General features: G+C 72.4%; 17 protein-coding genes, 2 tRNA genes and 1 riboswitch. Of the genes, 15 read left to right on the top strand and 4 right to left on the bottom strand.

What is annotated here, in order from left to right:
• Positions 1-21: 21 nt before the first annotated feature.
• The gene (mfd, locus tag AOM46_RS27825) at positions 22-3,567 is read left to right on the top strand and encodes a transcription-repair coupling factor (RefSeq protein ID WP_062216452.1); all 3,546 of its coding nucleotides are present in this window, start codon (positions 22-24) and stop codon (positions 3,565-3,567) included.
• 27 nt (positions 3,568-3,594) lie between these two features.
• Here mfd and AOM46_RS27820 read toward each other — a convergent pair.
• A tRNA-Gln gene (locus tag AOM46_RS27820) sits at positions 3,595-3,666 on the bottom strand.
• 284 nt (positions 3,667-3,950) lie between these two features.
• Here AOM46_RS27820 and AOM46_RS27815 point away from each other — a divergent pair.
• The 12 genes from AOM46_RS27815 (at position 3,951) to AOM46_RS27760 (ending at position 16,816) form a co-directional block, all read left to right on the top strand.
• Positions 3,951-4,451 carry a CrcB family protein gene (locus tag AOM46_RS27815; protein ID WP_078857249.1) on the top strand — a complete coding sequence of 167 codons (501 nt, stop codon included), beginning with the start codon at positions 3,951-3,953 and terminating at the stop codon, positions 4,449-4,451.
• Positions 4,448-4,825 carry a fluoride efflux transporter CrcB gene (gene crcB, locus AOM46_RS27810; RefSeq protein WP_062216450.1) on the top strand — a complete coding sequence of 126 codons (378 nt, stop codon included), beginning with the start codon at positions 4,448-4,450 and terminating at the stop codon, positions 4,823-4,825. The genes AOM46_RS27815 and crcB overlap by 4 nt, the downstream gene beginning before the upstream one ends.
• A 71-nt stretch (positions 4,826-4,896) precedes the next feature.
• Positions 4,897-6,282 (top strand): sensor histidine kinase, encoded by a 1,386-nt coding sequence (locus AOM46_RS27805; RefSeq protein ID WP_062216448.1) that lies wholly within the window; start codon positions 4,897-4,899, stop codon positions 6,280-6,282.
• Complete coding sequence (locus AOM46_RS27800; protein WP_062216446.1) at positions 6,275-7,528, top strand: cytochrome P450; 1,254 nt, start codon at positions 6,275-6,277, stop codon at positions 7,526-7,528. The genes AOM46_RS27805 and AOM46_RS27800 overlap by 8 nt, the downstream gene beginning before the upstream one ends.
• A gap of 102 nt (positions 7,529-7,630) precedes the next feature.
• Positions 7,631-8,575, top strand: coding sequence for a transglycosylase family protein (locus tag AOM46_RS35955; protein WP_067226644.1), 945 nt, complete (start codon positions 7,631-7,633; stop codon positions 8,573-8,575).
• Between the two features lie 341 nt (positions 8,576-8,916).
• Positions 8,917-9,062, top strand: a riboswitch (cyclic di-AMP (ydaO/yuaA leader).
• 4 nt (positions 9,063-9,066) lie between these two features.
• Positions 9,067-9,723, top strand: a complete 657-nt coding sequence (locus AOM46_RS27790) for a transglycosylase family protein (protein ID WP_062216443.1) — start codon at positions 9,067-9,069, stop codon at positions 9,721-9,723.
• Positions 9,724-9,978: 255 nt separating this feature from the next.
• Positions 9,979-11,259: a phosphopyruvate hydratase gene (eno, locus tag AOM46_RS27785; RefSeq protein ID WP_062216441.1), complete on the top strand. Its 1,281-nt coding sequence runs from the start codon at positions 9,979-9,981 to the stop codon at positions 11,257-11,259.
• A gap of 155 nt (positions 11,260-11,414) precedes the next feature.
• Positions 11,415-11,921 (top strand): septum formation initiator family protein, encoded by a 507-nt coding sequence (locus AOM46_RS27780; RefSeq protein WP_062216439.1) that lies wholly within the window; start codon positions 11,415-11,417, stop codon positions 11,919-11,921.
• Positions 11,922-11,984: 63 nt separating this feature from the next.
• Positions 11,985-12,527 (top strand): DUF501 domain-containing protein, encoded by a 543-nt coding sequence (locus AOM46_RS27775; protein WP_062216436.1) that lies wholly within the window; start codon positions 11,985-11,987, stop codon positions 12,525-12,527.
• Positions 12,524-13,486, top strand: a complete 963-nt coding sequence (locus AOM46_RS27770) for a Ppx/GppA phosphatase family protein (protein ID WP_062216434.1) — start codon at positions 12,524-12,526, stop codon at positions 13,484-13,486. The genes AOM46_RS27775 and AOM46_RS27770 overlap by 4 nt, the downstream gene beginning before the upstream one ends.
• A 401-nt stretch (positions 13,487-13,887) precedes the next feature.
• Complete coding sequence (locus tag AOM46_RS27765; protein WP_062216432.1) at positions 13,888-15,303, top strand: NAD(P)/FAD-dependent oxidoreductase; 1,416 nt, start codon at positions 13,888-13,890, stop codon at positions 15,301-15,303.
• A gap of 223 nt (positions 15,304-15,526) precedes the next feature.
• Complete coding sequence (locus AOM46_RS27760) at positions 15,527-16,816, top strand: cyclopropane-fatty-acyl-phospholipid synthase family protein (protein WP_062216430.1); 1,290 nt, start codon at positions 15,527-15,529, stop codon at positions 16,814-16,816.
• A 61-nt stretch (positions 16,817-16,877) separates the two neighbouring features.
• On the opposite strand, the gene AOM46_RS27755 is transcribed toward AOM46_RS27760, so the two are convergent.
• On the bottom strand, positions 16,878-17,666 hold the full coding sequence (locus AOM46_RS27755; RefSeq protein ID WP_062216426.1) for an ABC transporter ATP-binding protein: 789 nt from the start codon (positions 17,664-17,666) through the stop codon (positions 16,878-16,880).
• A gap of 375 nt (positions 17,667-18,041) precedes the next feature.
• On the opposite strand from AOM46_RS27755, the gene AOM46_RS27750 reads away from it, so the two are divergent.
• Positions 18,042-18,123, top strand: a tRNA-Leu gene (locus AOM46_RS27750).
• A gap of 336 nt (positions 18,124-18,459) precedes the next feature.
• Positions 18,460-19,323 carry a Bax inhibitor-1/YccA family protein gene (locus AOM46_RS27745; protein ID WP_062216425.1) on the top strand — a complete coding sequence of 288 codons (864 nt, stop codon included), beginning with the start codon at positions 18,460-18,462 and terminating at the stop codon, positions 19,321-19,323.
• Between the two features lie 94 nt (positions 19,324-19,417).
• Here the strand turns inward: AOM46_RS27745 and AOM46_RS27740 are convergent, their stop codons facing one another.
• Together AOM46_RS27740 and AOM46_RS27735 are read right to left on the bottom strand one after the other, a co-directional pair.
• A complete protein-coding gene (locus AOM46_RS27740; RefSeq protein WP_062216423.1) occupies positions 19,418-21,241 on the bottom strand; it encodes a S9 family peptidase in 1,824 nt (607 codons plus the stop codon).
• Positions 21,242-21,252: 11 nt separating this feature from the next.
• Positions 21,253-22,305, bottom strand: a complete 1,053-nt coding sequence (locus AOM46_RS27735; RefSeq protein ID WP_062216422.1) for an ABC transporter substrate-binding protein — start codon at positions 22,303-22,305, stop codon at positions 21,253-21,255.
• Positions 22,306-22,315: the final 10 nt, after the last annotated feature.

Here is a 22,315-nt window from a genome sequence, read left to right as displayed (position 1 = left end):
GCTCACCGGGATGGAACTTTCATGACCCTGCACGGCCTGCTTGACGCCGTCATCCAGGAGCCCGCCTTCGCCGAGGTGCTGACCTCGGTGGGAGACGCCGGCCATCCAGCCGTCGATCTGGTGGGCCCGCCGGCCGCCAGACCGCTGGCCGTGGCCGCGCTGGCGCGGGCCGCCCGGCGGACCGTGCTCGCCGTGACGGCGACCGGGCGGGAGGCCGAGGATCTGGCCGCCGCGCTCCGCTCGCTGCTGCCCGAGGACGGGGTGGTCGAGTTCCCGTCCTGGGAGACGTTGCCGCACGAACGGCTCTCGCCGCGCGCCGACACCGTCGGCCGCCGGCTCGCGGTGCTGCGCCGGCTGGCGCACCCCCGCGCCGACGATCCCGGTTCCGGGCCCGTCTCGGTGGTGGTGGCGCCGGTGCGCTCGGTGCTGCAGCCGCAGGTCGCCGGGCTCGGCGACCTGGAGCCCGTCGCGCTGCGGAACGGGCAGAGCGCCGATCTGACGGAGCTGACCGCCGCGCTGGCGGCCGCCGCCTACACCCGGGTCGAACTGGTGGAGAAGCGCGGCGAGTTCGCGGTGCGCGGCGGCATCCTGGATGTCTTCCCGCCCACCGAGGAGCATCCGCTGCGGGTGGAGTTCTGGGGCGACGAGGTCGAGGAGATTCGTTACTTCAAGGTCGCCGACCAGCGGTCCCTCGAAGTGGCCGAGCACGGCCTGTGGGCGCCGCCCTGTCGGGAGCTGCTGCTCACCGACGAGGTGCGCCGGCGCGCGGCCGAGCTGGCCGTCGAGCATCCCGAGCTGGACGAGCTGCTGGGCAAGATCGCCGAGGGCGTCGCGGTCGAGGGCATGGAGTCCCTGGCCCCGGTGCTGGTGGACGAGATGGAGCTGCTGCTCGACGTGCTGCCGGCCGGCAGCACGGTGCTGCTCTGCGATCCGGAGCGGGTGCGCACCCGGGCGTCCGATCTGGTGGCCACCAGCCAGGAGTTCCTGCAGGCGTCCTGGGCCGCCGCCGCGATGGTGGACAGTGGCAAGGCGCCGATCGACGTGGGCGCCGCCAGCCTCCGTGGCATCGCCGAGGTGCGGGCGCACGCCCGGGAGTTGGGCCTGCCGTGGTGGACGGTCTCGCCGTTCTCGCCGGACGAGGAGCTGGACACGGACACCGTCCGGCTGGGCCTGCGGGCCCCGGAGAGCTACCGGGGGGACGTCCCCCGGGCGCTGGCCGACACCAAGGGCTGGCTGGCCGACGGCTGGCGGGTGGTCTATCTCACCGAGGCGCACGGGCCGGCCGCGCGCACCGTCGAGGTGCTGGGCGGCGAGGGCATCCCGGCCCGTCTCGATCCGTCGCTGACCGGCGAGATCGAGCCGTCCGTGGTCCATGTCTCCTGCGGCGCGCTCGAACACGGCTTTCTGGTGCCGGGCTCCCGGCTCGCGGTGCTGACCGAGACGGACCTGACCGGCCAGCGCGCCGCCGGACGGGAGGGCGCCCGGATGCCGGCGCGCCGGCGCAAGGCGCTGGACCCGCTGACCCTGGAGGCCGGCGACTACATCGTGCACGAACAGCACGGCGTGGGGCGCTATATCGAGATGGCGCAGCGCACCGTGCAGGGCGCCACCCGCGAGTACCTGCTGGTGGAGTACGCCCCGGCGAAGCGCGGCCAGCCGGGCGACCGGCTGTTCGTGCCGACGGACCAGCTGGACCAGGTGACCAAGTACGTCGGCGGCGAGGCCCCGACGCTGCACCGGCTCGGCGGCGCGGACTGGACCAAGACCAAGGCGCGCGCCAAGAAGGCGGTCAAGGAGATCGCCGCCGATCTGATCAAGCTCTACTCGGCGCGGATGGCGGCCCCCGGGCACGCCTTCGGCGGGGACACGCCCTGGCAGCGCGAGCTGGAGGACGCGTTCCCCTACGCCGAGACCCCGGACCAGCTGACCACCATCGGCGAGGTCAAGGAGGACATGGAGCGCTCGGTCCCGATGGACCGGCTGATCTGCGGCGACGTCGGCTACGGCAAGACGGAGATCGCGGTGCGGGCCGCCTTCAAGGCGGTGCAGGACGGCAAGCAGGTGGCGGTGCTGGTGCCCACCACGCTGCTGGTCCAGCAGCACTTCGGCACCTTCTCCGAGCGTTACGCGCAGTTCCCGGTGAACGTGCGCCCGTTGAGCCGTTTCCAGTCCGACGCGGACGCGAAGGCGACGTTGGAGAGCCTGCGGGACGGCACGGTCGACGTGGTGATCGGCACCCATCGGCTGTTCTCTTCCGAGGTGAGGTTCAAGGACCTCGGCCTGGTGATCGTGGACGAGGAGCAGCGGTTCGGCGTCGAGCACAAGGAGCAGCTGAAGAAGCTGCGCGCCAACGTCGATGTGCTGACGATGTCGGCGACGCCCATTCCGCGCACCCTGGAGATGGCGGTGACCGGCATCAGGGAGATGTCGACCATCACCACCCCGCCGGAGGAACGTCATCCGGTGTTGACGTTTGTCGGCCCGTACGAGGAACGGCAGATCGGTGCGGCGATCCGGCGGGAGCTGCTGCGCGAGGGGCAGGTCTTCTACATCCACAACCGGGTGGACTCGATCGACCGGGTGGCCGCCCGGCTGCGTCAGATCGTGCCGGAGGCGCGGATCGCGACGGCGCACGGTCAGATGAGCGAGACGGCGCTGGAGCGCGTCGTGGTGGACTTCTGGGAGAAGAAGTTCGATGTGCTGGTGTCCACCACCATCGTCGAGTCGGGCATCGACATCTCCAACGCGAACACCCTGATCGTGGAGCGCGGCGACACCTTCGGCCTCTCCCAGCTGCACCAGCTGCGCGGCCGGGTCGGCCGGGGGCGGGAGCGCGGCTACGCCTACTTCCTGTACCCGCCGGAGAAGCCGCTGACGGAGACCGCGCACGAGCGTCTTGCCACCATCGCGCAGCACACCGAGATGGGCGCCGGCATGTATGTCGCGATGAAGGACCTGGAGATCAGGGGCGCCGGCAATCTGCTGGGCGGCGAGCAGTCCGGGCATATCGCGGGCGTGGGCTTCGATCTCTATGTGCGCATGGTGGGCGAGGCGGTCGCGGACTACCGGGCGGCGCTGGAGGCGGGCGGTGGCGAGCCCGAGGAGGCACCGCTCGAGGTGAAGATCGAGCTGCCGGTCGACGCGCATGTGCCGCACGAGTACGCGCCGGGGGAGCGGCTGCGGCTCCAGGCGTACCGGTCCATCGCCGCGGCCAACACGGAGGACGAGATCCGCGCGGTCAGGGAGGAGCTGGCCGACCGTTACGGCCCGCTGCCCGAGCCGGTGGAGAACCTGCTGCTGGTGGCCGGGCTGCGGATGCTGGCCAGGTCCTGCGGGGTCGGCGACATCACCCTGCAGGGCAGCAGGATCAGGTTCTCGCCGGTCGAGCTGCGGGAGTCCCAGGAGCTGCGGCTGAACCGGGTCTACCCGGGATCGGTCGTCAAACGGGGCACCAACCAGCTTCTGGTGCCCCGGCCGACCACGGCGCGGGTCGGCGGCAAGCCGTTGACGGGAAGGGAACTGCTCGCCTGGACCGGGGAGTTCCTCACCACGATCCCGGGGAGCTGAGGCGATAGGCCGCACGCGGGCGATGGGCTCCCCCGCCAGGACTCGAACCTGGACAATGCGAGTCAAAGTCGCATGTGCTGCCGATTACACCACAGGGGAATGGCGCGTCACCGGGGCCGCCAGCGGCGGACGGCGCCCGATCGACCCCCACACTATGCCAGCCCGGGGGCCCGTCCCGCGACGGGCATACCCGGTACGCTGGACGACGGGTCCGCCGGCGGCGGCCCCGGGGAGGTGGGGCCCTCCCCGTCGAACGAACGCCGACGAACGCCGGCTCGGCTCGACGAACCGCGGCGCCGACGCCGCCAACGGTCCCTACGCGTGACAGGGCGTGCCCGCCTCGGCGGGCTTCGATACCGAACGTGTAGGGAGCGTGACTGTTGATGACCGATCCGTCGCGGAACGAGCCACTGGCCGCCGAGCCGGTCGACCCCGATGTGCCGCCGGCGCCGGGCACCGCCGCGCTCGCGCTCTATGGCGCGGTCGCGGCCGGCGGCGCCCTGGGCGCGCTGGCCAGGTTCGGCGCCGGCCGGCTCTGGCCGACCGCGACCGGCGCCTTCCCCTGGACGACCCTCGCGGTGAACACGGTGGGCTGTCTGCTGATCGGCTGTCTGATGGTCGCCGCCACCGGGCTGTGGCCGGCGCGCCCGCTGCTGCGCCCGTTCGCCGGCACCGGGGTGCTCGGCGGCTTCACCACCTTCTCCACCTATGCCGTGGACGCGCGGGGCCTGTTCGCCGACGGCCGGTCCTGGGCCGGCCTCGGCGTGCTGCTGGGCACGGTCGTCGCCGCCCTGGTCGCCGTGACGGTGGGCGCCTGGGGCGCACGCCGGGCGCTCCGCCCGGTGCTCGCGCGCCGGGCGATGCTCGCGAAGGAGGGGCGATGACGGACTATCTGCTGGTCGCACTGGGCGGATCGGTGGGAGCACCGCTGCGTTACGGGGTGGACCGGGCGATCAGGGCCCGCCGCGATCCGCTGCTCCCCTGGGGCACCTTCCTGGTCAATGTGGTGGGCTCGCTGGTCCTCGGCCTGTTGACCGGCGCCGCGCTCGCCGGGGCGGCGGGGGAGCGGCTGGGGCTGCTGCTCGGCACCGGCCTCTGCGGGGCGCTGACCACGTACTCCACCTTCTCCTACGAGGCGCTGCGGCTGGTCGAGACGGGCGCCCGCCGGGCCTCGGCCGGCTATGTGCTGGGCTCGGTCGCGGCCGGTCTCGGGGCCGCCTTCGCCGGACACGCGCTGGGCCGGCTCTGCTGGGGCTGAGCCGGAACCGCCGCCCACCGCGTTCCCGCCCGTGGGGAAACCCACTGGCTGGCGCCCGTAGGCTGGACGTCATGGATGCGAAGGGGGCACCCATGGCGGGAGGCGACTTCTCGCTGTTGTGGTGGACGCGGCGGCGCGGGGTGGCGCTGGACGCGGGGCTCGCGTTGCTCTCGGCCGTCGAGTGCGCGATGCAGGGGGCGGCCTTCGCCGGCAACACCGGGCTGCCGGTCGGCCTGGTGGTGGTCCCGGGGGCGGTGGCCGGGCTCACGCTGGTGCTGCGCCGCCGCTGGCCGTTGGCCGTGATCCTGATCGCGATCGCGGTGCTGCCGGCGAACATGGGCGGGATGCTGGCGCTGGTCGGCCTCTACACGCTGGCCACCACGGACGCGCCGCGTCGGGTGATCGGGGCCCTGGCCTGTATGGAGGGCCTGGGCATGATCATCGTCACCTACCTCCTGCTGGACCAGGATCCGGCGATCAAGGAACAGGCCGTCCCGGTGTGGTTCCGGCCGCTGGTGGCCGTGCTGTTCGGGGTGGCCACGGTGGTGCCCCCGGTGCTGCTGGGGATGTATGTCCGGGCCAGACGGCGGCTGGTGGAGACGCTGCGGGACCGCGCGCTCGGCCTGGAGCGTGAGCTGGGGCTGCTGGCCGACCGGGCCGAGGAGCGCGCCGAGTGGGCCAGGGGCGAGGAGCGGCGCCGGATCGCCAGGGAGATGCACGATGTGGTGGCCCACCGGGTGAGCCTGATGGTGGTGCACGCGGCGGCGGTCCAGGCCGTGGCGCCCAAGGACCCGGAGAAGGCGGCCAGGAACGCCGCGTTGATCGGGGACATGGGGCGGCAGGCGCTGACCGAGCTGCGCACCATGCTGGGCGTGCTGCGCGCGGCGGACAAGGTCGCCGAACGGAGCGGCACCTCGTCCGAGGGCTCGTCCCCCGACGCCTCGCCGGCGTCCCGGGCGTCCTCCCGGCTCGCGGAGATCGCCTCGGGCGCGGGACGGGCCGGACGGCCCCCCGCCGGCGACAACGGCACCGCCGGCGGGCCGCGGCTCACCGGGCTGACGGCCCTGGTCGAGGAGTCACGAGCGGCCGGCATGACGGTGGAGCTGGCCGTCGAGGGCGAGCCCAGGACGTATCCGGAGCAGGTGGAGTCGACGGCCTACCGGGTGGTCCAGGAGGCGCTGACCAATGTGCACAAGCACGCCGCCGGGGCCGCCGCCTGGGTGCGGCTGGCGCACCGGGACGGCGAGGTGGCCGTGCAGGTCCGCAACGAGGCGCCGGCGGACGGCGTCCCGGCCTCGCCCGAGGCCAGGCTGCCCAGCGGCGGCAACGGCCTGGTGGGCATGCGGGAGCGGGTGACCGCGCTGGGCGGCGGCTTTGTCTCGGGGCCCACGGACGAGGGCGGCTTCCGGGTCTCCGCGATCATCCCCGGCGCCGAGAGGGAGCGGGCGGGTGGCTGAACACGACGCCGCGCCCGGCCTGTTCGCGCCGGGTTTCGTGGCGGACCCCTACCCGGCGTACGCCTGGCTGCGGGAGAACGCGCCGGTGCACCGGGCGACGCTGCCCAGCGGGGTGGACGCCTGGCTGGTGACCCGCTATCCGGACGCCAGGGCGGCGCTGGCCGATCCCCGGCTCAGCAAGAACCCCACCCGGCACCAGGCGGACGAGCACGCCTCGGGCCGGGTCGGCATCCCGGGCGAGCGCGGCGCCGGGCTGATGACACATCTGCTCAATATCGATCCGCCGGACCACACCCGGCTGCGGCGGCTGGTCTCCAAGGCGTTCACGCCGCGCGGCGTCGCCGCGTTCGAGCCACGGGTGCGGGAGCTGACCGAGCGGCTGGTGGACGGGTTCGCGGCCAGGGGATCGGCCGATCTGATCGACGAGTTCGCCTTCCCGCTGCCGATCTACGCCATCTGCGACCTGCTGGGCGTGCCGGCCGAGGACCAGGACGACTTCCGCTCCTGGGCCGGGATGATGCTGCACACCACAGGGAAGCGCGGCGGGGTGGGACGCGCGGTCAAGCGGATGCGCGGCTATCTCGCCGAGCTGATCGGCCGCAAGCGCCAGGAGCCGGGGGACGATCTGATCTCGGCGCTGATCCGCGCCTCGGACCACGGTGAACAGCTCACCGAGGAGGAGGCCGCCGCCATGGCCTTCATCCTGCTCTTCGCCGGCTTCGAGACCACCGTCAACCTGATCGGCAACGGGATGTACGCGTTGCTCCGGCATCCGGACCAACTCGCCCTGCTGCGGCGGGCGTCGGTCGAGGGCGACGAACGGCTGCTGGCGACGGCGGTGGAGGAGTTGCTGCGCTACGACGGCCCGGTGGAGCTGGCGACCTGGCGGTTCGCCACCGAGCCGCTGGTCCTGGGCGGTCGGCGGATCGCGGCGGGGGAGCCGGTGTTGGTGGTGCTGGCGGCTGCGGACCGTGATCCGGCGCGGTTCGCCGATCCCGACGCGCTTGACCTCACGCGTTCCGACAACCCCCATCTCGGTTACGGCCATGGCATCCACTACTGTCTTGGCGCGCCACTGGCCAGGTCGGAGGGGCGGACGGCGCTCTCGGTGCTGCTGCGCCGGCTGCCCGACCTCCGGTTGGCGGGCGAGGCACCCGAACTCCGCTGGCGCGGCGGGCTGATCATGCGTGGGCTTCGTTCGCTCCCCGTGGAGTTCACCCCGGAACGCGTGACGGAGCGTCAGTAGTGTGATCCGTACGTGATCTGCGTGGGATCGGCTTGTGATCGTGCCGTGCGGGCGGCTAGGTTCCCCTCATCCGCAACAGTGTTCGCTTGGGAGGGTCCGCAGATGCGCTCCGGGACAGGTCGTCATCGTCGCCCACGGCAGGCTCCTGCCTTTATCGTCGCAGCGGGCGTCACCGGCGCCGGCATGGCCATGCCGCTGCTGACCGCCGCGTCCGCCTCCGCCGTCAGCGACGACGCCTGGGACCGAGCGGCCGAATGCGAGTCCGGCGGCCGGTGGAGCGCCAACGAGGGCAACGGCATGTACGGCGGCTTCCAGTTGACGCTGGAGCAGTGGGAGGCGTACGGGGGCCTGGAGTTCGCCACCCGGCCCGACCTCGCCAGCCGTGCGCAGCAGATCTCCGTGGCCGAACGGCTGCTCGCCGACATGCGGATGGCGGCGCTGCCCGGCTGCGGGGTGGCCTCCGGCGTGTGGCACGAGTACCGCCAGGAGCGGCGCGAGGAGATAGACCGGGCCGAGGAGGCCGAGGAGGCGCAGGCCGAGGAGGAGATCGGCGCCTCGCCCGAGGAGTCGTCCGCCGAGGCGGGCGCCGAGGACCGCCCGGGGGATGTCGCTCCGGAGCCCGAGCCGGTCGAGGAGACGCCGGACGCCGGGGACCGGCCCACCGAGGAGCCGGCCGAGGGCGCCACGGGTGGGGGCGCCAGGAACGAAGGAGCCACGGACGACGCCGATGAGCTGCCGGAGGCGGAGGGTTCGGGACGCCACCGGGGCGATCCGGATCCGGCGGAGACCGGGACGACGGAGCGAGACGCGCAGCGGGATTCCGGGCGGGCCGGGGCGGAGCGCGGCGACCGCGACGGCGGGCGGGAGAGAGCGTCCAACGGCGAGTACCGCGTGCTGCCCGGCGACACGCTCTCCCATATCGCCCTGGAACAGGGCGTTTCGGGCGGCTGGCCCGCCCTCTATCAGGCGAACGAATCGGTCATTGGGGACGACCCGGACTATATTCTCCCCGGCCAGCAGCTGGACTTGAGTCCCGTGGGTCGTTAAGCCCGGTCCGTCCGGGGATACTTCGCGGCCCTTTCGGGGGTGTCGCGGATGTGACGCTCCTCTCCCTTTCGGTAGGGCTTGTCCGATGCTCCGTCCCGACCCGTCGAGCGGTTGACCTGCGATAAGACGGCGTTCCTTGGTCAAAATCGGTCAAGTTGGGTCGATCTGGCGATCTTCATCGTTCTTGAATCGTTAGTTGAGGTGTGTTTAGTGTCCCCTCGCCCGGTTTTCCGCCGGGCGCCCGGGACGTTACGCCAAATCCTGTCGCCGACCCGGGGACCACATCGCGCACCACCGCAGACAGGAGCGGGGGACCCACCACGACCACGGCCGCCCATGGCCGCTCGTGTTCGCCGACCCGGAACGACCGTTGTGCCGGGGCGGCCCGGGGTGAAGCCGAAGGGCGGCGTCAACCGCCCCACCGGCCGGGCCACTCACCAGTCCCGAACCCGACAGCTGACCTCGCAGGCGTCCGGTGAGAAGGAACGTCCATGCTGTTCTCCGGCAAGGGTCGGCACCGCCGTCCCAGCACCCCCACCCGCATAGCCACGGCCGCCGGCGTCACCGGCGCCGCCGTCGCGCTGCCCCTGATCGGCGCCACCGGCGCCTCGGCCGCCTCCGTCGACACCTGGGACGCCGTCGCCCAGTGCGAGTCCGGCGGCAACTGGTCCATCAACACCGGCAACGGCTACTACGGCGGCCTGCAGTTCTCCCAGTCCAGCTGGGAGGCGGCCGGCGGCACCCAGTACGCCGCGCGCGCCGACCAGGCGTCCAAGGAGCAGCAGATCGCCGCCGCCGAGCAGCTGCTGGCCATGCAGGGCCCCGGCGCCTGGCCGACCTGCGGCGCCCAGGCCGGGCTCAGCGCCGGCGGCCCCGCCCCCGAACTCGGCACCGGCGGCGAGCAGTCGGCGCCGGCCCCCGAGCCGGAGGCCGCCCCCGAGCCCGAGCCCGAGCCCGAGCCGGCGCCGGCCCCCGAGGCGGCGCCGCGCGCGACGGACGGCGCGACCTACACCGTGGTGAAGGGCGACACGCTCTCCGCGATCGCCGCCGAGCACGACACCACCTGGCGGCAGATCTGGGCCGACAACGTGGACGTCGTCGGCGAGGACCCCAACCTGATCCTGCCGGGTCAGAAGCTCGCGGTCTGATCCGAGGGCGCGCGACACCGAAGGGTGCCCGGCCGGTGCGGGACGATCCGTTCACCGGCCGGGCACCCGCTTTTCTTCAGTGGTTAAACAAAAAGCTTTCCCGCTCACCAGCCCACGCTGAACTGCGAGTTTGTGGTGCCCAACGGCGATTGGGGCGCGCTGGCGGATGGGGCAGGGCCGGGAGCCGGTTAGGCTCAGGGGGTTGTAGAGACAGTCACCGACACAGTCACGTCACTCTGACCAAAGGAGAACCTCGTGCCGTCCATCGACGTCGTCGTAGCCCGCGAGATCCTGGACTCGCGAGGCAACCCCACGGTCGAGGTCGAGGTTGGCCTCGACGACGGTTCCACCGGCCGCGCCGCCGTGCCGTCCGGCGCCTCCACCGGCGCCTTCGAGGCACTCGAACTGCGCGACGGTGACGCCGGGCGCTACCTCGGCAAGGGCGTGGAGAAGGCGGTGCTCGCCGTCATCGAGCAGATCGGCCCGGAGCTGGTCGGCTACGACGCCACCGAGCAGCGGCTGATCGACCAGGCGATGTTCGATCTGGACGCGACGCCCGACAAGTCCTCGCTCGGTGCCAACGCCATCCTCGGCGTCTCGCTGGCCGTGGCACACGCCGCCTCCGAATCCCGCGACCTGCTGCTCTTCCGCTACCTCGGCGGCCCCAACGCGCACCTGCTGCCGGTGCCGATGATGAACATCCTGAACGGCGGCGCGCACGCCGACTCCAACGTGGACATCCAGGAGTTCATGATCGCGCCGATCGGCGCCGAGTCCTTCTCCGAGGCCGTCCGCTGGGGCGCCGAGACGTACCACACGCTCAAGAAGGTGCTCAAGGAGCGCGGCCTCGGCACCGGTCTGGGCGACGAGGGCGGCTTCGCGCCGAACCTCTCCTCCAACCGCGAGGCGCTCGACCTGATCGTCGAGGCCATCCAGAAGGCCGGCTACACCCCGGGACAGGACATCGCGCTGGCCCTGGACGTCGCCGCCACCGAGCTGTACTCGGACGGCGCCTACACGCTGGAGGGCAGGAAGCTCAGCGCCGAGGAGCTGACCAACTACTACGAGGAGCTGGTCGACGCCTACCCGCTGGTCTCCATCGAGGACCCGCTGGCCGAGGAGGACTGGGAGGGCTGGCAGACGCTGACCGGCCGGCTCGGCGAGAAGGTCCAGATCGTCGGCGACGACCTGTTCGTCACCAACCCGGAGCGGCTGCAGCGCGGCATCGACACCAACGCCGCCAACGCGCTGCTGGTGAAGGTCAACCAGATCGGTTCGCTCACCGAGACGCTGGACGCCATGGAGCTGGCCCAGCGCAACGGCTTCAAGTGCATGATGTCGCACCGCTCCGGCGAGACGGAGGACGTCACCATCGCCGACCTCGCCGTCGCCACCAACTGCGGCCAGATCAAGACCGGCGCCCCGGCCCGCTCCGAGCGCGTCGCCAAGTACAACCAGCTGCTGCGCATCGAGGAGATCCTGGACGACGCCGCGGTCTACGCCGGCCGCGCCGCCTTCCCGCGCTTCCGCGGCTGAGGCAGGCCACCGCGACGTGCGAGAAGGCCCCGGGCTCCTGCTCGGGTGGACTTCCGCGCGCCTCGGTCGGCCACCTGACCCCGTCCCCGCCATCCGTCCCGTACGGTGGCGGGGACGTGTCGTGGCAGCCCGTCAGAGGGTGAGAGGGAGGCGATGTGGCCGCGCAGCGGGACCGGTTCTCCACCGCCACTCGGCTGAGGGCCCTGGGCGAGCAGGCCGCCGCCCGGGTCTACCGGGCGCAGAGCCGTCGCCTCTCCGGGCCGAGACGGCCCGGCGGCCCGCCCCGGCGCAGCCGGCTCACCGGCCGGGCCGCGCTGCTGGCGCTGGTGGTCTGCTCGCTGGTCGTGGCGCTCGCCTATCCGCTGCGGCAGTACGTGCAGCAGCGTTCGGAGATCGCCGACCAGCGGCGGCAGGCCGAGGAGGCGGCGGCCCAGGTCGAGGAGCTGCGGGACGCCAAGGCCCGCTGGCAGGACGACGCCTATGTGGAGCGTCAGGCCAGGGAGCGGCTGCGCTATGTGCGCCCCGGCGAGATCGGCTATCTGCTGCCGGACGCGTCCGCCGGCGAGTCCGACGAACGACTGCGCACCCGCGGGTCGTCGGCGCCCCGCCCGTGGCACCAGAATCTCTGGGACGGCATCGACCGGGCCGACCGGCCCAGGTGAGCCGTGGGGGTGCGCCCCCGTTGCCCGTTGACGTTTCACAGAGTCCGTAAAGAGAGTTCTTCCGTGGAAACCCCCAGTCCGACCGACGTCCTGGCGATCGAGGAACAGCTCGGCCGGCCCCCGCGCGGGCTGCGCGCGGTCGCCCACCGCTGTCCCTGCGGCAGCCCCGACGTGGTGGAGACGGCGCCCCGGCTGCCGGACGGCTCCCCGTTCCCCACCGTCTACTACCTGACCTGCCCGCGCGCCGCCTCCGCCATCGGGACCCTGGAGGCCAACGGCGTGATGCGGGAGATGACCGCGCGGCTGGCCACGGATCCCGAGCTGGCGGCGGCCTACCGCAAGGCCCATGAGGACTATCTGGCCCGCCGGGACGCGATCGAGGTGCTGGCCGGTTTCCCGAGCGCCGGCGGGATGCCGGATCGGGTCAAGTGCCTGCATGTGCTGGTGGCGCACGCGCTGGTGGCCGGTCCCGGCGTCAACCCGCTGGGCGACGAGGCGCTGGCCATGCTGCCCGAGTGGTGGCGCGCGGGACGTTGTGTGGGTACCGAGCCGGGTAGGCCCGGGGCGAACGCCAGCGAGGAACCGGTGCGAGGAGAGCACGCATGACCGTCCAGACCGCCGCCGCAGTCGACTGCGGCACCAACTCGATCAGGCTGCTGATCGCGGACGCCGACCCGGACACGGGCGAACTGGTCGACCGCGACCGGCGGATGGAGATCGTCCGGCTCGGGCAGGGGGTCGACCGCACCGGCAGGCTGGCGCCCGAGGCGCTGGAGCGCACCTTCGCCGCCTGCCGGCGGTACGCGGAGGCGATCGAAGCGCACGGGGTCACGCCCGACCGGCTGCGTTTCGTGGCCACCTCGGCCTCCAGGGACGCGGAGAACCGCGACGAGTTCGTGCGCGGCGTCAAGGAGATCCTGGGCGTGGTGCCCGAGGTGATCACCGGGGACGAGGAGGCGGCGCTCTCGTTCACCGGCGCCACCAAGGAGCTGGCCGGCCGTCCCGAGGTGGCCGGTCCCTTTCTGGTGGTGGACATCGGCGGCGGATCCACCGAGTTCGTGCTGGGCGGCGCCAGGGTCGAGGCGGCCCGCAGCGTGGACATCGGCTGTGTGCGGTTGACGGAACGTCATCTGACGTCCGCCGAAGGCGCGGTGGCCGATCCGCCGAGCGCCGCCGACCGGGCGGCGATGGTGGCCGATATCGACGCCGCGCTCGAACTCGCCGCCGAGCACGTTCCGTTGGAGCGCGCCGGCACCCTGGTCGGGATCGCGGGATCGGTGACGACGGTCGCTGCCATAGCCCTTGAGCTGCCCGGATACGACAGCGCGGCCATCCACCACACGGTGCTCGAACTCGACCGGGTCAGATCCGTCACGGAGTGGCTGCTGGCGGCCACCCATGCCGAGCGCGCGCGGGTGCCCGCGATGCATCCGGGCCGGATCGACGTGATCGGGGCCGGTGCGCTGGTGCTGCTGCGGATCATGGAACGGGCGGGCGTGGAGCGGGTCACGGTCTCCGAGCACGACATCCTCGACGGCATCCTCTGGGAGACCGTCAGCCGCTGATTTCCCCGGTGCTCGGCCGGTCGATCGCCCCTCCGGGGGCCGGCCGGCGAGGGCCCGCCGAAAAGTTCGTGAAGTAATTCACATGGAAGGCTCGCCGGAGCGCCCCGAAGGGGCCCCGAAAGGGGGATGGGGCCGCGTGGCCCGCCGCGCGGGCCACGACGGGACGGGTCGGGAGCCCGATGGGACGGGCGCCGGGCCGCCGTCGGCCCTCCGCGTCGGGAGCCCTCTCCACCTGGAACGTTCCCTTGTGAGGTGGTTGGTTCCGGCGGGTGGGCGGCGGTTTTCGGCCGGTTCGGCGGGGGGCGCGGAAAAATGTGGGCGCGAACTATAGCAGAAAGTGCCCTACTGCTTGTGAAGCCCCTCACGAGCCACCCCCCTGGGGTGGGTGGATACTCGATGGCATGAGCACCACGGAGCGTCCGCGCATCCTCGTCGTAGGCGGGGGTTACGTCGGCCTGTACGCGGCCCGTCGCATCCTGAAGAAGATGCGCTACGGCGAGGCCACCGTCACCGTCGTCGATCCTCGCTCGTACATGACCTACCAGCCCTTCCTCCCCGAGGCCGCGGCTGGCAGCATCTCCCCGCGGCACGTCGTGGTGCCTCTGCGTCGGGTGCTGCCGAAGGCCGAGGTTCTCACCGGCCGTGTCACCTCCATCGACCAGGACCGACAGGTCGCCACCGTGGCGCCGCACGTCGGTTCGGCGTACGAGGTTCCCTTTGACTATCTGGTGGTGGCGCTCGGCGCCGTCTCCCGCACCTTCCCGATCCCCGGGCTCGCCGAGCAGGGCATCGGCATGAAGGGGGTGGAGGAGGCGATCGGTCTGCGCAACCATGTGCTGGAGCAGATGGACAAGGCCGACTCCACCACCGACGAGGAGATCCGCCGCAAGGCGCTGACCTTCGTCTTCGTCGGCGGCGGCTTCGCCGGCGCCGAGACCATCGGCGAGGTCGAGGACCTGGCCAGGGACGCCACCCGCTACTACCCGAGCATCAAGCCGGCCGATCTGCGTTTCCTGCTGGTCGACGTGGCGGACCGGATCCTTCCCGAGGTCGGGCCCAAGCTCGGCGAGTGGGGCCTTGAGCACCTGAAGCAGCGCGGCATCGAGGTGCATCTGAAGACCTCGCTCACCTCCTGCGTGGACGGCCATGTGGTGCTGAGCGACGGCACCGAGGTGGACTCCAACACCCTGGTCTGGACGGCCGGCGTCAAGCCCAACCCGGCGCTGGCCGAGTTCGGCCTCCCGCTGGGCCCGCGCGGCCATGTGGACACCGAGCCCACCCTCCAGGTGAAGGGCACCACCCACATCTGGTCGGCCGGCGACAACGCCCAGGTGCCGGACCTGGCCTCGCGCGCGGCCGGCGTCGAGAACGCCTGGTGCCCGCCGAACGCCCAGCACGCCCTGCGGCAGGCCAAGGTGCTCGGGGACAACGTGATCTCCGGGCTGCGCGGCTTCCCGCAGCAGGAGTACAAGCACGCCAGCATGGGCGCGGTCGCCGGTCTCGGCCTGCGCAAGGGCGTGGCCATGATCAAGCTCGGCCCGCTCTCGTTCCGCTTCCGTGGCCGGCTCGGCTGGTATCTGCACCGTGGCTACCACGGCATGGCGGTGCCCACCTGGAACCGCAAGATCCGGGTCTTCGCCGACTGGACGCTGGGCCTCTTCCTCAAGCGTGAGGTCGTCTCGCTGGGCGCCATGGAGCACCCGCGCGAGGAGTTCCACGAGGCGGCGGCCCCGGTGCCGGCGGCTCGTCCCGTCGAGCGGCGCGAGAGCGACGGGGCTGGGCGGGTCAAGGAGAAGTCCACCGCCAAGGCGGGCTGACCCCCGAGCGCATCACCCGTAGCCCGACCCCGGGGCGGACGGACGACCGAGAGGCGTCCGTCCGCCCCGGCGGCGTGTCGGGGGTGCCCATAGGGCCGGGCGGCCCAATGCGGGTCCGTTGCGGGCGAAATCCCCGGAATCGACGGCGGATCGGCGACGTTCACGGCTATCGAGACGCCAAGGTAATCCTGGGCAATTTGTCCGATCTGTGGAGGTTTGGCTCATGGGTGTCGCTCCCCGGCTCGCCGCTCTGACCGAAAATGTGCTCGGCTCTCCCCCTCCGCTGCGCCTGCGGGCCTGGGACGGCAGCGAGGCCGGCCCCAGCGGAGGACCCGTCCTGGTGGTGCGCAGCCGTCGCGCGCTGCGGCGGCTGCTCTACCGACCCGGTGAACTCGGCCTGGCCCGTGCCTGGGTGGCCGGCGAGATCGATGTCGACGGCGACCTCTACCAGGCGCTGAGCGTGCTGGCCGATGTCGTCTGGGACCGCGCCGACGGCGAGTCGGTGCCCCGCACCAGGCTGTTGTCCGCGCTCCCCGAGGCGCTGTCGCTCGCCGGCCCGCTGCCCCTTCCGGTGCGCCCGCCGCGCGAGGAGGACCGCCGCCGGTCGGGCCGGGCCCACACCCAGCGCCGCGACCGTCGGGCCATCAGCCACCACTACGACGTGGGCAACGACTTCTACGAGCTGGTGCTCGGCCCCTCCATGGTCTACTCCTGCGCCGTCTGGGGTCCCGAAACCGCCGATCTGCAGGACGCCCAGGCCGCGAAGCTCGACCTGATCTGCCGCAAGCTGGGCCTCCGTCCCGGCCAGCGGCTGCTCGACGTGGGCTGCGGCTGGGGCTCGTTGGTGTTGCACGCCGCCCAGCACCACGGGGTGCGCGCGGTCGGGGTGACCCTCTCCGTCGAGCAGGCCGAGTACGCCAGGGAGCGGGTGGCCAAGGAGGACCTGACCGACCGGGTGGAGATCCGGGTGCAGGACTACCGCCAGGTGACGGACGGGCCGTTCGACGCCATCGCCTCGGTCGGGATGGCCGAGCATGTGGGCGCGGCCCGCTACCAGGACTACGCCGAGCGGCTGTTCCGGCTGCTGCGGCCCGGCGGGCGGCTGCTCAACCACCAGATCGCGCGTCGCCCGCTCGGCGACGAGTCGTCCTACCGGATCGACCCCTTTATCGACGCCTATGTGTTCCCCGACGGCGAGTTGGCGCCCGTCGGCCGCACGGTGGCCCAGCTGGAGCGGGCCGGCCTTGAGGTGCGCGACGTCGAATCGCTGCGCGAGCACTACGCGTTGACGCTGCGCCGCTGGGTGCGCAACCTGGAGCAGGGCTGGACGCAGGCGGTGCGCCTCACCAGCCCGGGCCGGGCCCGGATCTGGCGGCTCTATATGGCGGCCTCCGCGCTGCAGTTCGAGCGTGGCCGGATCGGCGTCAACCAGGTGCTCGCCGTGCGCACCCCGGACAGCGGCGCGGCCGGGCTCCCGCTGCGGCCCAGGGCCTGGGTGGAGCTCACCTCCTAGCGCGCCGGACCACCGAAGCCCGGGGCGCCGTTTCCCGTCTCGATCAGCTGGTGCGGTTCGGTCAGCCGGTGCCGCCCCGGGCCTGGTGGCCGTCGTGCCGCTTCATATGCTCCAACACCCTCTCGGCGGTCGGGTCCGCCATGTCGTCGACCACCCGGCCGTCCGCGAGGAAGATCGCGCGGTCCGCGTAGCCGGCGGCCACCGGGTCGTGGGTGACCATCACCACCGTCTGCCCCAGCTCCCGCACGGAGTTGCGCAGAAAGCCCAGGATCTCGGCGCCGGCGCGGGAGTCGAGGTTCCCGGTCGGCTCGTCGCCGAAGACGATCTCGGGACGGCCGGCCAGCGCCCTGGCCACCGCCACCCGCTGCTGCTGGCCGCCGGAGAGCTGCGCGGGGCGGTGCTTCAGCCGGTCCGAGAGGCCGACGGTGGTGATCACCGTGTCCAGCCAGTCGGCGTCCGGCCTGGTGCCGGCGATGCCCATCGGCAGCGTGATGTTCTCCAGCGCGTTCAGCGTGGGCAGCAGGTTGAACGTCTGGAAGACAAAGCCGACCCGGTCCCTGCGGAGCCGGGTGAGCCGCTGGTCGTCGAGGCCGGTCAGCTCGGTGTCGCCGAGCCTGGCCGATCCCGACGATATGGAGTCGAGCCCGGCCATGCAGTGCATCAGCGTGGACTTGCCGGACCCGGAGGGCCCCATGATCGCGGTGAACTCCGCTCTGCGGAAGGCGACACTGACCTGGTCGAGGGCGAGCACCCGGGTCTCCCCGGTGCCGTAGACCTTGGTCAGGTCGGTGGCGCGGGCCGCCACCGTCTCGGTCGAATCGGTGTGCTGGGCGGGTGCGGTAGGTGGCACGGCGTACTCCAGCCTGGACGGGGGAAGGACTCCCCCATCCTGGTCCGAAACCTCTCGTTCGTGATCCCTTCCGTCGTCGGGTTCTTCCCCTCCCTCGGAAGGAGCGGTGCGAGTGGCCGTCCTACTTGAGGAGGAGATGTCCCTGAGTGCGCGCAAGGATGCGGAGGGTTGATTTGCGTCATTCCTCGATCACCCCTCGTAGGGCCCTCTCACTCAAAGGCGCCTGTAAGCGCGTCATCGAACGCTGACGCGTCGTCAGCAGCTCATAAAATCAGACAACATCGCTCTGGGGCACCGGTGTTCGGGTCGAATCCGGCGGATAAGCTCGGAGGACTCCCAAGGCGCGTTGGCGCCCGGTACGGCTGGGGGATCTGTGCCCGGATGGTGGAATGCAGACACGGTGAGCTTAAAACTCGCTGGCCTTAGGGCCGTGCCGGTTCAAGTCCGGCTCCGGGCACCCAGAGCCTCACTCCCGCCGATGGGGGGACCGGGCTTCTTCCAGGGGTGGGATCAGGGCAGTTGACGTCGCGGGCCCCGTCGCCGGGCCTCGTTCGGCCGGGGCGAGCTGGTCGGCAAGCTCTTCACCGAGTACTACGCGCCGTTCGCCGAGCGCGGCACCACGCGGGGCGGCACCCCCTGAGGCGCGCTCCGGCCGGCGGGCGGACCGGACTTCGTCGAGGGGTGGGAACAACGGGGCTCTTCCAGTAGTTTCCCAGGGTGCACTACCGTGCGGACTTTGCTAACGCATTACTCTGGTAGGCAAAGCCGTGCCGTGCGGCCATGGAGGAGTGAGATGAGGAGCAGCAACCCGGTCTTCACGCGTCGGGGGTTCAGTCGGGACGGCGGCTACGCCGGCTTCAACGCCGGACCGCAGCCGCAGACCGGGAATCCGTACGCGGGAAGCCCTGCCAACCCCTACGCGCCGCAGCCGGGCAACCCGTATGCGCCGCAGCCGCAGGTGGGTCCCGACGGCGGATACGCCCCCGTTACCCCCACCCGTCCAGGCGTGATGACGATCGACAGCGTCGTCTCGCGCACCGCGATCACCCTGGGCACGGTCGTCGCCGCCGCCGCTGTGGCCTGGGTCGCCGACCTGCCGCTCGGCCTGGGCATCGTCTTCGCCCTGGTCGCCATGGGCCTCGGCCTGTGGCAGTCGTTCAAGCGTGAGCCCTCGCCGCCGCTGATCCTGGCCTACGCGGTCACCGAGGGCCTGTTCCTCGGCGCGATCAGCAGCGCGATCAACGCCGCCGCCCCCGGCGCCGCCATGCAGGCGGTGATCGGCACGATGGCGGTCTTCGCCGGTGTGCTGTTCATGTACAAGCAGCGCATCATCCGGGTCACCGCCCGCTTCACCCAGTTCGTGCTCGCCGCGGCGCTGGGCTTCGTCCTGCTCTCCGCGGTCAACCTGATCGTCCTGATGATCGGTGGCGGCAACGGCCTGGGCCTGCGGGACGGGATGCTCGGCGTCGCCTTCGGCGTCATCGGCATCATCCTGGGCGCCTGCTTCCTCGCCCTCGACTTCAAGATGGTCGAGGACGGCATCGCCTACGGCGCCCCGGAGAAGGAGTCCTGGCTGGCCGCCTTCGGCCTGACCCTGACCCTGGTCTGGATCTACCTGGAGTTCCTGCGGCTGATCGCCATCCTGCAGGGCGACTGAGCACCCCCCACCGCGTCTTCGGCGGTGGGACGCCAACAGCGCCGGGCCCCGACGAATCCTCTCGTCGGGGCCCGGCGCTGTTCCGGTGCGGGCGTCACAGATGGGTGGTGAACCACTCCTCGACCTCGGTGAGCAGCCGCAGGCGGCTCTCCTCGCCCTGGACGGTATGGCCCTCGCCCGCCAACTCCACGAGCCTGGTGGTGGTTCCGGCCGCCGTCAGCGCGCGGTGCATCCGTCGGCTGTGGCCCACCTCGACCTTGCCGTCCTCGGTGCCGTGCACCAGCAGCGTCGGCGTGCCGGTGCCCGCCGCCCGGTGCAGCGGCGAGACGGCGTCGTAGGGCGCGTCGTCGGTGAGGTCGGCGCCGGGGAAGAAGCGGCGCCAGGCGGGCCCGAGACGGGGGCTGCGGACCAGCGCCGCCATATCGTAGATGCCGGCGCCGATGACGGCGGCGCGGAAGCGGTCGGTGCGGGTCAGCGCCCAGCCCGCCAGATAGGCGCCATAGCTCCAGCCGCCCACGCCAAGCCGCTCCGGGTCGGCCAGCCCGGCGGCCACCAGCTGGTCGACGCCGGCCAGGGCGTCGGCGAGCGGCAGCTCGGCCAGATCGCCACGGACCGCGTGGGCATACGCCCAGTCCCGGCCCGTCGAGCCCCGGACGTTCGGGCAGAGCACCGCGAAGCCACGGGCGGCCAGCAGCTGGCCCCAGTCGCTCCAGGAGCCGTGCCAGCCGTGGTGCCAGTGGTGGTGCGGGCCGCCGTGCAGCAGCACCACGGTGGGCAGCGCCAGCTCGGGTGGCGCGTCCGCCGGCCGGATCAGCAGCCCGTCGACCCGTCGGCCGTCCCGGGCGCCGGGCCAGTGGATCTCCCGTGTCGTGCCCAGCAGTTCGGGCGGCGGGGCCGGGTGCACCCGGGACACCCGGCGGGCCACGGGCCCGGCCGGGGACAGCCGCCAGATCTCCGGTGGTGAGTCGGGGCTCTGCGCCCGGAAGGCGACGGCCCCGACGCCGGGCGCCACATCGAACCCCGGATAGGCACAGCCGGTCCCGGCGACCTCCCGCGCGCCCCCGGCGCGCGCTCCCGCCCGACGGGGCGCCGGCAGCCGCCGCAGCATCCCCCGGGTGCGGTGGAACGCCTGCACCAGCACCTCGTCGCCGAACCAGCGGGCCGCCAGCACGGTGCCGGGGCCCACCCCGGGCACCGGCCCGCCGTCGCCGCCGGCGAGATCGTGCCACCACAGCGAGCAGCGGTCGTCCCCGTCCTCGTGGCCGAAGAGCACCCGGCGTCCGTCGGCCGACAGGTCCAGCAGCCGCTCCCGGCTGCCGGGGGCGCGCGCCTCGGCGCACAGGAGCACCGGTCCCTCGGGCGTCAGCCGCAGCAGCGCGGGGCCCGCCTGATCGGCGCGGTGGGCGACCACCACCACGGTGCCGTCCGCCGATGCGGCCAGATCCCGTACATCCAGCTCGGGGCCGGTGATCTCCCGGCAGGAGCCGTCGAGTTGGTCCAGGGACACCACCCGGCCCCGCCCTTCGGCGCGGCGCAGCAGCAGGCAGGCGGCGGCCGTGGGGTGCAGCTGGCCGACGCCGTCGGCGGGGAACGGCAGTCGGTGCTCGAAGGACCGGCCGGCCACGGGGTCGGCGAGCGTCAGCACCGCCTCGCCCGAGGGGCCGGCGGTGAGCCAGCCGAGCCGCCCGTCGGGCAGCCAACGCGGCTGGACGTCCAGGGCGTTCACGGCCAGCGTCCGGCCCTCGGGCGGCCCGTCCTGGCCGTACCAGCGCACCTCCCGGCGGCCGTCCCCGGCGACCAGGGCGCAGATCCCGGTGCCGTCGGGGGAGAGCGCCGGCGGGCCGACCTCGGCCAGCCGGGCGAGGTACCCGGCGGTCACGGGGGCGGCCGCCGGTGGGAGGGTGCTGGGCAGCGTCACGGTCGAAGTCCTCACTCGCCGAGCAGGGTCGCTTCGACATCGTCCAGGATCAGCTGGTTGGCCTGCGGCGATCCGCAGTTGAACCACCAGTCGGGGGAGACCACGGCCGTGTCGCCGCGCTCGACCGCGCCCAGGCGCTCCCAGAGCGGCTGGGTCGACACGATGTCGAAGGCGGCCTGGGCTTCCTCGGGATTGCTGCCGGCGGCGCCGAGCAGATAGAAGACAAAGCTGGAGTCGGCCCGGGTGAGCTGCTCGGCGCCGACCTGGAGCGCGTTCTCGCCCTCGGGCGTCTCGTCGGCGCCATGGAGGGTGAAGCCCAGATCACCCAGGACACGGGTGGAGCAGTGGTCGGTGTAGATGCGGATGTCCTCGACCGAGCGGAACTGCAGCACGGTGACCGGCTCTTCGGTCGCCCCGGCGTCGGCCAGCCGCGCCGACAGCTCCTCGGCGCGGGTCGCGTAGTCCCCCAGCGAGACCTCGACCGCCTCGGAGATGCCCATCGCGTCGGCGGCGAGCCGGACGGTCTCCTCCCAGTGGGCGTGGTCGAGCGGCAGGGCCACGGTCGGGGCGATGGCCGACAGCTCGTCGTGGACCGGCTCGACAAAGGACTCGACGCCCACGATCAGATCCGGCTCCAGCGCGTGGATGCCGGCGATGTCCAACTCCGTGAACCAGCCGACGTTCTCCGTGTTCTCGACGCGCGCCGCCTCGACGAACGGCGGGTGCGGATCGCCGAACGGGAGGTGCGAGGTGCCGACGATCTCCACATCGCCGAGGGCGGCTGTGGGGAGCGAGAAGTAGGGGTCGAGCGCGACGACCCTGGTCGGTTCGGCGGGCACGTCCTCGGCGACGCCCAGGGCGTGCTCGATGTCCCGGGTCGACGAAGAGGCGCCGTCCCCGTTCCCGCCGTTGTTCCCGCTGGCGTTGTCGTTGTTGTTGTCGTTGTTGTCGTCGGAGCCCGAGCAGCCGGCGGCGCCCAGCAGGGCGAGCAGGGCGAGGCCCGCGACCAGCCGGCGGCCGCGCCGGCCTCCGGTCGGTCCCGATGTGGTGGCGGCAGCGAACATGAACTCTCCT

This window comes from Streptomyces sp. NBRC 109706, assembly GCF_000974485.1.
Classification (GTDB): Bacteria; Actinomycetota; Actinomycetes; order Streptomycetales; family Streptomycetaceae; genus Streptomyces.
This window is presented reverse-complemented; position numbering and strand designations above follow the sequence as displayed.

Bases quoted from the DNA above. Each gene is read 5' to 3' on its own strand.
- AOM46_RS27790 (WP_062216443.1), top strand. From the start codon at position 9,067: ATGCTGTTCTCCGGCAAGGGTCGGCACCGCCGTCCCAGCACCCCCACC.
- AOM46_RS27760 (WP_062216430.1), top strand. From the start codon at position 15,527: ATGGGTGTCGCTCCCCGGCTCGCCGCTCTGACCGAAAATGTGCTCGGC.
- AOM46_RS27805 (WP_062216448.1), top strand. From the start codon at position 4,897: ATGGATGCGAAGGGGGCACCCATGGCGGGAGGCGACTTCTCGCTGTTG.
- AOM46_RS27745 (WP_062216425.1), top strand. From the start codon at position 18,460: ATGAGGAGCAGCAACCCGGTCTTCACGCGTCGGGGGTTCAGTCGGGAC.
- AOM46_RS27735 (WP_062216422.1), bottom strand. From the start codon at position 22,305: ATGTTCGCTGCCGCCACCACATCGGGACCGACCGGAGGCCGGCGCGGC.
- AOM46_RS35955 (WP_067226644.1), top strand. From the start codon at position 7,631: ATGCGCTCCGGGACAGGTCGTCATCGTCGCCCACGGCAGGCTCCTGCC.
- AOM46_RS27765 (WP_062216432.1), top strand. From the start codon at position 13,888: ATGAGCACCACGGAGCGTCCGCGCATCCTCGTCGTAGGCGGGGGTTAC.
- AOM46_RS27770 (WP_062216434.1), top strand. From the start codon at position 12,524: ATGACCGTCCAGACCGCCGCCGCAGTCGACTGCGGCACCAACTCGATC.
- mfd (WP_062216452.1), top strand. From the start codon at position 22: ATGACCCTGCACGGCCTGCTTGACGCCGTCATCCAGGAGCCCGCCTTC.
- crcB (WP_062216450.1), top strand. From the start codon at position 4,448: ATGACGGACTATCTGCTGGTCGCACTGGGCGGATCGGTGGGAGCACCG.
- AOM46_RS27815 (WP_078857249.1), top strand. From the start codon at position 3,951: ATGACCGATCCGTCGCGGAACGAGCCACTGGCCGCCGAGCCGGTCGAC.